The sequence below is a fragment of the Christiangramia marina genome, from assembly GCF_048285865.1.
GTDB lineage: Bacteria > Bacteroidota > Bacteroidia > Flavobacteriales > Flavobacteriaceae > Christiangramia > Christiangramia marina.
Window position 1 is genome coordinate 899,772 of sequence record NZ_JBLVTK010000002.1, and the last position, 9,589, is coordinate 909,360.

9 protein-coding genes are annotated in these 9,589 nt (G+C 39.7%); 1 reads left to right on the top strand and 8 read right to left on the bottom strand.

Annotated elements, in window-relative coordinates; all coding sequences use genetic code 11:
* Positions 1–137: 137 nt before the first annotated feature.
* From ACNKXS_RS10720 to ACNKXS_RS10750, 7 genes are all read right to left on the bottom strand, one after another.
* Positions 138–950, bottom strand: coding sequence for a hypothetical protein (locus ACNKXS_RS10720; RefSeq protein WP_417920824.1), 813 nt, complete (start codon positions 948–950; stop codon positions 138–140).
* 157 nt (positions 951–1,107) lie between these two features.
* Positions 1,108–2,328 carry a bifunctional folylpolyglutamate synthase/dihydrofolate synthase gene (locus ACNKXS_RS10725; RefSeq protein ID WP_417920825.1) on the bottom strand — a complete coding sequence of 407 codons (1,221 nt, stop codon included), beginning with the start codon at positions 2,326–2,328 and terminating at the stop codon, positions 1,108–1,110.
* Positions 2,329–3,153 (bottom strand): energy transducer TonB, encoded by an 825-nt coding sequence (locus tag ACNKXS_RS10730; protein WP_417920826.1) that lies wholly within the window; start codon positions 3,151–3,153, stop codon positions 2,329–2,331.
* A 3-nt stretch (positions 3,154–3,156) separates the two neighbouring features.
* The gene (locus ACNKXS_RS10735) at positions 3,157–3,549 is read right to left on the bottom strand and encodes an ExbD/TolR family protein (protein ID WP_417920827.1); all 393 of its coding nucleotides are present in this window, start codon (positions 3,547–3,549) and stop codon (positions 3,157–3,159) included.
* Position 3,550: 1 nt separating this feature from the next.
* Positions 3,551–4,252, bottom strand: coding sequence for a MotA/TolQ/ExbB proton channel family protein (locus ACNKXS_RS10740; protein WP_141876786.1), 702 nt, complete (start codon positions 4,250–4,252; stop codon positions 3,551–3,553).
* Between the two features lie 113 nt (positions 4,253–4,365).
* Entirely contained in the window at positions 4,366–5,592 is a 1,227-nt protein-coding gene (locus ACNKXS_RS10745) for a Glu/Leu/Phe/Val dehydrogenase dimerization domain-containing protein (RefSeq protein WP_417920828.1), read from the bottom strand.
* A 65-nt stretch (positions 5,593–5,657) separates the two neighbouring features.
* Entirely contained in the window at positions 5,658–6,722 is a 1,065-nt protein-coding gene (locus ACNKXS_RS10750; RefSeq protein WP_417920829.1) for an anhydro-N-acetylmuramic acid kinase, read from the bottom strand.
* Between the two features lie 92 nt (positions 6,723–6,814).
* Here ACNKXS_RS10750 and ACNKXS_RS10755 point away from each other — a divergent pair, with 92 nt between their 5' ends.
* Entirely contained in the window at positions 6,815–7,957 is a 1,143-nt protein-coding gene (locus ACNKXS_RS10755) for an acyl-CoA dehydrogenase (protein ID WP_417920830.1), read from the top strand.
* Positions 7,958–8,028: 71 nt separating this feature from the next.
* Here the strand turns inward: ACNKXS_RS10755 and ACNKXS_RS10760 are convergent.
* Positions 8,029–9,589 (bottom strand): T9SS type A sorting domain-containing protein (locus tag ACNKXS_RS10760; RefSeq protein ID WP_417920831.1); only part of this gene is annotated, 1,561 nt, incomplete at its 5' end.

The window sequence follows — 9,589 nt, forward strand, 5'->3', positions numbered from 1 at the left end:
CGCGCCCTTGCGTGATTGCGGATGCAAATATAGACTACATTTTCATTTACACAAAACAATTTTAAAGAAATTACAAAAGAAAAACTGTGATAGAGTACTCCTGAATTGGAACTCATTAATTATGAATTAGTTGTAACCTATTTCATTAAAGATGGAACATTTCTGTAAACATAGTCCCCATGTTTTCCCGTGAACAGTTTAGTCATTTCTTCCATAAACTCTGATCTTTCATCTTCGTCTGTCCAATGAGAATTAACAAGACCTTGTTCCTCTTCAAAGAATTCTTCAATATCGCCGAGTTTATCGAATACAAATACTTCGTTCATTTCACGAGCATTTGATCCCCAGAGATGCCTGTGAGTATAGTAACCTTTTAATTTCTTACTCTTTTTAGTGATATTTTCGTAATACTGCTTGAAGTTCTCAGGTGTTCCTTCTCCATTCATACTTAGATCTGCAGTCCTTACATAATAAATCTTCGGGTTTTCTTTATCTACAGTTTCTGGAATTGAAAATTGCATGGATTGATAGATCTCATCCCGATGATCTGCAGAATAATAAGATTGCTGCTTTTCAAAAAATTTCTTTCTCGATTCCTCATCCTTCCAGCCTTCAGCAATGAGTTCTTCAGTTCTGCTGTTCGCCTCCTCTATATCGTTCCAGGTTCTGTACACATTCACCAGAACAACTTCAGAATTATCTGGAGTGAAATAATGCGTATAAACTCCAGAACTAAGAATAAGGTCATTTTTACTGGTAACTTTTTCAAAATACTCTTTTTCAGTATCTAACCATCCCGAGAAATCTGTATCAGGATCATCGCTCCAGTGAGTTGTAGTCATCGTAATGTAAACCGGTTCGTATTGCTCGGTCTCTTCAGTGTCCTGCGCATATACCGCAAGCTGAAAGCCCAGGAATAATAAAATGCTTAATTGAATAGTACTTTTCATTTTGTCGAGTTTTAGTTATTAAAACACAGCAAAATGGCTGGCTCAATGTAGGGTTGGAGAAATAATAGCCTGTAGGATATTTCAGAAGAAGGGAAGCGCTCTATCACAGAGTCTTCTAAAGATACAAATAAATACTAACTAACACGTTATCATTCGTCTATAGAACTTCAGCAACTGTAAAATTACTACCTCCAATATAAATTAGATCTTTAATACCAGCTCTCTTCCTGGCGGTCACGTATGCTTCCGAAATTGAAGAATATGCACTACCATTCAAACCAAATTTGAGACTTTCTTCCTGCAGGATTTCAGCAGGCATTCCTCTAGGTACATCTGGCTTCGCAAAGTAAAAGTTGGCGTCTTTGGGGAATAATGGTAGAATTGAATTCAAATCTTTATCGTTAACAACTCCCAAAATTATATGTAATCTGGTGAAATTTTCTTTCTGAAGTTGCTGCAATACCAGCTTAAGCCCTTCAGCGTTGTGGGCCGTATCACAAATGATCTTAGGCTCATTACCCAAAATCTCCCATCTACCTCTTAGACCCGTATTACTTTTTACTTTATTTAAACCCTGAATAATAGCTTTAGAAGTAATCTTCCATCCACGCTCCAGTAGGACCTCAACACTTGCCAGAACTGTCTTTTTGTTATATTCCTGATAAGTTCCTATAAGATCGGAATCAACGGGAGGTAACTCAAATTCATCTGCAAAGAATATAGGAGAATTCATTTCAGCGGCTTTCGCAATAAAAACTGGCATGGTTTGATCGTGTCTCTCGCCAATTATCACCGGAACGGCATTCTTAATAATACCGGCTTTCTCTGTGGCGATGGAAGGCAAATCTGTTCCCAGAAATGCAGTATGATCCAGACCAATATTGGTTATTACCGATAATTTGGGAGTGATAATATTGGTTGAATCTAAACGTCCTCCAAGCCCGGTCTCAATGATCGCAATGTCAACTTCGCTATTTGCAAAATAGTCAAAAGCCATTCCCACGGTCATTTCAAAAAAACTAAGTCGGTTGCTTTCCAGAAAATTTTGATTCTCTTCAATAAAACTAACGACTTCCTCTTCTGAAATCATCTCACCATTAATTCTTATTCGTTCTCGAAAATCCTTTAGGTGTGGTGAAGTGTATAACCCCGTTTTATAGCCAGCTTCCTGAAATATCGAAGCAAGCATGTGACTCACCGAGCCTTTACCATTTGTACCGGCTACATGAATACTTCGGAATTTATTTTCGGGATGATCCAGATGTTCTGCAAGTTTAAGCGTGTTGGAAAGATCCTTCTTAAACGCACTTTTACCTACCCGCTGATACATGGGTAATTGCTGAAACATCCACTCCAGGGTTTCCTGATAGGATTTCAATTATTCGGTAAGTTTAAAATTATAGACAATTGTTCCCACCTGTTTAGCAGGTGCATTGGAATCACTATTGAAGCGTGTAGCTAAAGCTGCTCTTTGTGCGGGGCCTGTGAGACAGGCTGCACTGTTCGTTGTTCCTTTCATACCGGGCTGAGCACTAACTACGCGACCTGTTTGATCTACCACGATCTTCACCACCACAATCCCAGACTCATTGCAATCCTGAACAAACTTCTCTTTGTTCAATGCTTTTCTACCTCCGAGCCTGTAATTTCCATCACCATCCAGCCCTGATCCCTGCCCATAATAAGAACTGGCATTTGGATCACCATCTGGACTACCTTTATCTCCTGCCTGGTTGTCATTACCTTCACCGCCGGTAGCAGTTCCAGATCTTTCAGGTCCGTTTAAGATACTGCTTAAGGCATCATTAGTAGATTTATCTGGCTTTGGCTCCGGTTTCTTAACTGGCTTCGGCTCTTCCTTCGGCGGTTCCGGTTGTTTTGTTTTTACAGGCGTAGGTTGTTTTTTCTTTTTCTCAATCACCGGAGCTTCTTCAATTTCCTGGGTCACAACTTCCTTTTCGATCACAGGTTCAGACTGCACCGGTTGAGCTGCTGCCTGTTTTGGAGCAGACTTTACCGGTTCAGTAGGTTGCTTGTCGCCAGAACCCACTTCCGAAGTACCAAAATTTATCGCGATCCCGTTTTCAGGCGGTGGATCCAAATAAGTCATTCCGAAGAAAATCAACAAAAGAATAAGCAGCACATGTAACACTACAGTGATGGTAAAAGACTTCTTCTCATGTTTAGTTTCCAGCATCGACATTCTCTATTCGGGTTTTACTGCTAATACGATCTTATAGCTATTACGATTGGCAATATCCATAACGTTTACTGCTTTCTCAATTGGCACTCCTTCTTCAGCCCGCAGAATGATCGTTGGGTTTTCTTCTCCGGCAAGTTTCGCCTTCAGTGTAGATTCAAGCGCGCTACTACTAATACGTTCGCTATTAATATAGAACTGCAGATCTTTCGTGATACTAACGGAAAGTGTTTGCTGACTGGTAGTCTTACCCTTTGCCTTTGGCAAAATAAGATCCAGCGCTTCCGGAGTGATCACAGGTGAAGTCAGCATAAAAAATATGAGTAGTAGAAAAACCACATCGGTCATCGAACTCATACTAAATTCCGGACTTACTTTATTTCTACCTCTTAAATTCATATTAAGCCGGTTCGTTTAACAGGTCAAGAAAATCTACTGCAGTTGCTTCCATCTGGTGCACTACTTTATCTGTTTTCACGACAAGGTGGTTGTATCCAATATAAGCTATAATACCCACTATAAGACCAGCTACCGTTGTGGTCATTGCAGTATAAATACCTTCTGCAAGTGCTCCCATTTGAGCCTGTCCACTACTTGTTGCCAGTTCATGGAAAGCAAGCACCATACCAATAACAGTTCCAAGAAAACCAATCATAGGTGCAGCTCCGGCAACAGTTGCCAGAATACTAACATTTTTCTCAAGCTTGTAAACTTCCAGTCTTCCAGCGTTCTCAATAGCGGTATTAATATCTTCCAATGGACTCCCAATCCTGGAAATTCCTTTTTCGGTTAATCTCGCCACTGGAGAATCACTTTGAGCGCAACGTATCTTTGCAGATTCTATGTTACCACTTTGAACACTATCTTTGATCTGGAGCATAAAATTCTTATCCACTCTACTAGCCGCTTTGATCGCAAATAATCTTTCAAAATAGATATAGACTGCCGCAAATAATAAGACAAATAGAATGATAATGATGATCTGGCCACCAAGACCTCCGCTAAACATCAAATCAAATAAGGAAAGAGTTTTCTCCTCTACGACCGGTTCTGCTACCTGAGCAGCATCTACCACCTCGTCCTGCTGTAAAAAATTAAGCATATGTATAATTGGGTTTTGTAATGTAACGTGCTATCGCGCTTTAAATTGTAAATCAAATTTAAATAAAGAAAAGCCCGCTTTCACGGGCTTTTTCAAATTATTTGCACAAACTTTTAAACAAGCTGTTTCAGAGCAACTTCAAAGGCTGTTCTACTGATATTCGTCTTGCTGCTATTATTATTAAATGTATTCTGAATGGCATTCTTGATCGTCATGGAAGTATCATTGAAGATCGCTTCATCGGTCATTTGCACTCTTCTTTCCATAAAGTAGGCGAAAACTCGGGCCATCCCGCAATTGGAGATAAAATCTGGAATAAGACTTACTCGCTCATCGGTATATTCCATAATAGGACCAAAAAAGATCTCTTTATCTGCAAACGGAACATTCGCTCCACAGGAAATTACTTCCAGTTTGCGATCAATCAGATTAGTAATCTGTTCCTTGGAGATTAATCTCGAAGCTGCACAGGGAGCAAAAATCTCTGCATCGAGCTTCCACACTTTCTCATTTACTTCTTCAAAAGGAATTACATTCTCGTGACGCAGGGCGTTTCCATCTTTATCAAGAAACATTTTCTGGATCTCTTCAAAACTGAAACCTTCCTCATTTATAAGACCACCTGCTCTGTCGATAATCCCTACAATTTTAGCACCCATTTGCGCCAGGTAATAAGCAGCAGCAGAACCTACATTTCCAAATCCCTGTACGATCGCACGTTTACCTTTTATATCGCCGCCATAAATTTCATAAAAATGATGAACAGCTTCTGCAACACCATAACCGGTAATCATATCTGCCACCGTGTATTTTCTACTAATATCTGGAGAGAAGTTAGTATTTTCCAGGACTTTAATCACACCTTGTCTCAATTGTCCAATCCTATTGATCTTATCTGCTTCCGTAGGTTGAAAATGTCCATTAAAAACCCCTTCCTGTGGATGCCACACACCGCAATCTTCCGTAATTGGAATTACCTCATTAATTTCATCTACATTAAGATCTCCACCGGTACCATAATAACTTTTCAGCAATGGCGATACAGCTTTATACCAGCGTTCTAAAACACCCTTTTTACGAGGATCTGCAGGGTCAAAGTTAATTCCAGATTTTGCCCCTCCAATTGGTGGGCCAGAAACGGTAAATTTCACCTCCATGGTCTTTGCCAGGGAAAGCACTTCATTTTGATCCAATCCCACACGCATTCTGGTACCACCACCGGCAGCTCCTCCCCTAAGAGAATTGATCACTGTCCAGCCTTCAGCATCTGTTTCTGAATCCTTCCAGTTAAAAACAATTTCAGGTTCTTTATTCTCGTATACTTTGAGTAATTCTTTCATTTTTGGATTATTTTGAAGCAAATATAAAAAACTAAGCAGGCTCTATTCCGAATTTGATAAAATATTCAGGGTTCATAGATACGTCCAGAAGAATGATCCATTTTTGCGCCGGTTACTGAGGAAAGCACATTTATCTCTCCTCTCAATTTAAGCGCACCCAGAAGTGCAAATATCAACGCTTCTTTAAAATCTATGATTTCTTTCTTCGGAATTACAAATTCACCATCAGAATATGATTTTAATCGTTCAATTAGAAAACTATTAAAGGTACCGCCACCAGTTAGAAGTATTTCTGAAGCTGAAGAAGTTTCTAGACATGCAGCGATCTGGACAGCAATATGTTCAATAAAAGTTCGAAGAATATCTGGAACTGGCAAGGAGTAAGAATCGATCAAAGGCAACACATATTTATCTACCCATTCTATACCAAGTGACTTGGGAGGAGTTTTTTGAAAATACTTGAGTGCATTAAGTTCGTCAAATAGATCAACATTTACTTTTCCAGTTCTGGCCAGGTTGCCATCTTCATCAAAATCCTTTCCAAGGCTGCGCATGTAATGATTAAGCACGGTGTTTACTGCACAAATATCGTAGGCTATTCTTTGCCCCTCTACTTCTTCGGAAATATTAGCAAAACCTCCTAAATTGATACAATATTTATAGTTACTGAATAATATTCGGTCTCCTATAGGCACCAGCGGAGCGCCCTGTCCACCAAGTTCCACATCTTGCACTCGAAAATCGCAAACTACAGGAACGCCGGTTAGACTGGAAAGTTTAGGTAAGTTTCCTATCTGGAACGTCAAACCCTTGTCTGGCCTGTGTTTTACGGTATGTCCATGACTACAGATCGCATCCAGAAGATCAATTTCGTACTTAGCAATAAACTTCAGAATAACTTCAGAGAGATATTTTGTATAATCCTGGTCCAATTCATTCAATTCAGCTGGCTCGAGACGGGAAGAATTCTTCAGTCTGTTCAGCCATTTTTCAGAATAAGGAACAGTTTCAGAATATATAATCTTGAAATTCGAAGCGTTGCTGAAGTTCAATTCGGTAAAAACGAGATCGACACCATCCAGAGAGGTGCCAGACATGATTCCAAGTAATCTATACTCGTTTTTTTTCATATTCGTAAAAATACTCAATATCAATTGAATTATAGATACCAAAAAGCTATCTTTGCCCTCCAAAAATCAGTTTTTTATAAATTTCTTTTCACATGGATTTTAAACTTACCGAAGAACATATAATGATACGTGATGCCGCCCGTGATTTTGCAAAGCAGGAGCTTTTGCCGGGTGTTATCGAGAGAGATGAGAAGCAGGAATTTCCGAAGGAGCTTATCAAAAAGATGGGTGAACTTGGTTTCCTTGGAATGATGGCGTCACCAGAATATGGCGGGGGTGGAATGGATACCATTTCATATGTGCTTGCGATGGAGGAACTTTCGAAGATCGATGCATCAGCTTCAGTAATGGTATCAGTGAATAACTCGCTGGTTTGCTGGGGGCTTGATACCTTCGGTAACGAGGAGCAAAAAAAGAAGTATCTTTCTAAGCTTACTACTGGTGAAAAACTGGGTGCATTTTGCCTTTCTGAACCAGAAGCAGGTAGTGATGCAACTTCACAGAGAACAACGGCTATAGATAAAGGTGATCATTACATTCTTAATGGTACCAAAAACTGGATCACCAACGGTAGTTCAGCCGACTATTATCTTGTGATCGCTCAAACAGACAAAGAGAAAAAACATAAAGGGATCAACGCGTTTATCGTTGAAAAAGATTTTGAAGGATTTGAAATTGGACCTAAAGAACAGAAGTTGGGAATTAGAGGAAGTGATACACATTCTTTAAATTTTAACGATGTTAAGGTTCCTAAAGAGAATAGAATTGGTGAAGATGGCTTCGGATTCAAATTTGCCATGAAAACACTTTCTGGTGGTAGGATTGGAATAGCGGCACAAGCACTAGGAATTGCAGCAGGAGCTTATGAGCTAGCCAAAGATTACTCCAAGCAACGCAAGGCTTTTGGAACAGAAATCTGCAATCACCAGGCGATCGCCTTCAAACTGGCAGACATGCATACTCAAATTGAAGCAGCACGTCACCTTGTTATGAAAGCTGCTTGGGACAAGGATCAGGGAGAAAACTATGATCTTTCAGGTGCCATGGCTAAGCTTCACGCTTCAAAAACCGCAATGGATGTAACTGTGGAAGCAGTTCAGGTTCACGGAGGAAATGGATATGTAAAGGAATACCACGTAGAACGTTTAATGAGAGACGCAAAGATCACTCAGATTTACGAAGGAACTTCTGAAATTCAGAAAATTGTGATCTCAAGAAGTATTCTTAAGGACTAAATTCTTCAGAATTTTTATAAAGCAAAAGAGCAGCCAACTGGCTGCTCTTTCTATTTTTGGTTGATTAATAATTATCTCCGTGCAGAAACCACGTTTTTACTGAACACCTCTCTGTCGGTAGCAACTCTAAGAATATAAACCTGATTTGCTTTCATTCTGAAATCTACAGCTAATTCAGTTCTATCTCCTTTCGTTACTTTTTGATCTTTGTAAGTTCTCAGTAACTGACCTTTAAGATCATAAACCTGTATAGTAACGTTTGAAGTATATTCAAAGTCATATTGTACAGTTAACCTTTCTTTGAAAGGAACAGGAGAAGCTTTGAAGCCACTTGTTGCCGAAGAGGAATTCTTGGCTGGCTTACCTTTTCCTGGTCTTGTGTCATCTTGCTCTTCACATCCTTCTGAAGGGGCTGAAGTTGCTCTAGATCCACCAAGTGTACAACCGGCGTTGTTCAACTCATCCAAATAACTACCAGCTGCACCAGCATTACTGAAATTATCCTGAACATACACTATCAACTCAGCTTCAGTAAGGATTTCGTAGTTCACGTCACCATTACAAATATTTAATAATGCAGCTACAGATTGTCTACCTAGATTGTAGATTCCGCCACCACCCTGGTTCAACGCTTCCAGCAAGGTTTTACCCTGTAATTGTGAAGGAGTACTATTTCCAAATACATCAGAATACAAGGTGCAGGTTGAATAACAAGACCATCTGTCTGTATGATTTTTCCAGTAACCTAAGGTACATCCTTGGAAATTCTCACATATTGGTTCTTCCAATCTAATCTCAGTTCTTCCGGAATCACAGCCATTATCGCTTAAACCAAAGATAACATAGTCACCTGGCGGAAGATCAAATCCTGCTAGGGTTTGTTTTTCTTCATACAACACAGTTTCACCACTAGTAATTCTATAGGTAAAGAATTCTGTATCGATATTAGAATTTACTCCAACTCTTATCACTACATTACCCAAACCAGTATCACAATCGGGTTGAGTTATTGTTACATCAAGAGGGAAGTTAGTTGCAGGTATTTGCTGAATTTCTACTTGTCCAGCATCACTAACACATCCATCTTCACCAAATTTGATTACAAAATCATGAAGTCCTATTGAAAGTGAAATCGCTCCAACATATAGCTCAAAGGTTAATCCATCATCAAAACTTATATAAAGATTCTGTGGATCACCAAGGAAGATAAAACTACCATCACCACCAATACAATCTGCAAGTTGGGTTTGAATTTCTGGAATTTCAGGTAGCGGATCAATAATTATTGTTGCCGTTGTATTGTCTGATACACATTCTGAATCAGCATCTTTAGGTCCTACTGTATATGTAAATTCATAGGTGCCCGCAGCGTAACTGCTTAGGTCTATTGGATCTGATACTGATGCATCTGAAGCATCTGTCCAGACACCACCGGCATCTCCGCCAGTAACCAGGCCAAACAGACTCACTGAACTCAGGTCTTCATCAATACAGAATCGATCACTACCACCAGTTCCAGCTTCAAAGGAATCGTCTATGGTAATACTTACTGTTGTATTGTCTGATGGACACTCTGAATCTACATCCTCCGGACTTACCGTATAGGTAAATACATAGGTGCCCGCAGTATAA

Coding starts and splice junctions, on each gene's coding strand:
- ACNKXS_RS10720 (WP_417920824.1), bottom strand. CDS start 950: ATGAAAAGTACTATTCAATTAAGCATTTTATTATTCCTGGGCTTTCAG.
- ACNKXS_RS10730 (WP_417920826.1), bottom strand. CDS start 3,153: ATGTCGATGCTGGAAACTAAACATGAGAAGAAGTCTTTTACCATCACT.
- ACNKXS_RS10750 (WP_417920829.1), bottom strand. CDS start 6,722: ATGAAAAAAAACGAGTATAGATTACTTGGAATCATGTCTGGCACCTCT.
- ACNKXS_RS10735 (WP_417920827.1), bottom strand. CDS start 3,549: ATGAATTTAAGAGGTAGAAATAAAGTAAGTCCGGAATTTAGTATGAGT.
- ACNKXS_RS10740 (WP_141876786.1), bottom strand. CDS start 4,252: ATGCTTAATTTTTTACAGCAGGACGAGGTGGTAGATGCTGCTCAGGTA.
- ACNKXS_RS10755 (WP_417920830.1), top strand. CDS start 6,815: ATGGATTTTAAACTTACCGAAGAACATATAATGATACGTGATGCCGCC.
- ACNKXS_RS10745 (WP_417920828.1), bottom strand. CDS start 5,592: ATGAAAGAATTACTCAAAGTATACGAGAATAAAGAACCTGAAATTGTT.